At 49.3% G+C, this 513-nt stretch carries 1 pseudogene; it reads right to left on the bottom strand.

The annotated features are described in order from the left end of the window. Positions 1-513: pseudogene (locus tag R7R78_RS29610) on the bottom strand (flagellar M-ring protein FliF); the annotation flags it as partial.

Raw genomic sequence — 513 nt, 5'->3', positions numbered from 1 at the left:
TTTGCTTCTCAACGTTCTTTTGGTATTCCAGATACTTCGCGTTTACTTTGCCCGCTTCTGCTGACGCAACATCAGCACTCAACAGTCGGCCATATTGATCGATGACAGAAACAAACTCAGGCTTCATCGCCGTCACACTGCCTACGATCAAGTTGATGATCGCTTCAACCTGTTCTGGCTTAAGGTCTTCACCCGGTTTGAGTTCGAGCATGACAGATGCAGACGGGTTTTCACCGTTTTGGCGAACAAACAAAGTTTGACGAGGAATCGCAAGGTGAACACGCGCATTCGCTACCGAGTTTAGCGACATGATAGTGCGTACTAACTCACCTTCTAAGCCATGACGGTAACGCGCAGTCTCCATAAACTGGCTGGTACCTAATGAGCTGTCTTCTTTCAGCGAATCCAGTCCGGTTGGCAGTTTCGCTTTTACGCCTTTTGACGCCAATAACATACGAATGCGAGCCACCTCACCTTCAGGAACCAGCACTTGGCCGTTCTGCTCCTGCATGC

This window comes from Vibrio sp. 2134-1 (assembly GCF_033339495.1).
Note: the sequence above shows the minus strand (reverse complement) of the source record. Positions and strands in the feature narration are given on the sequence as shown.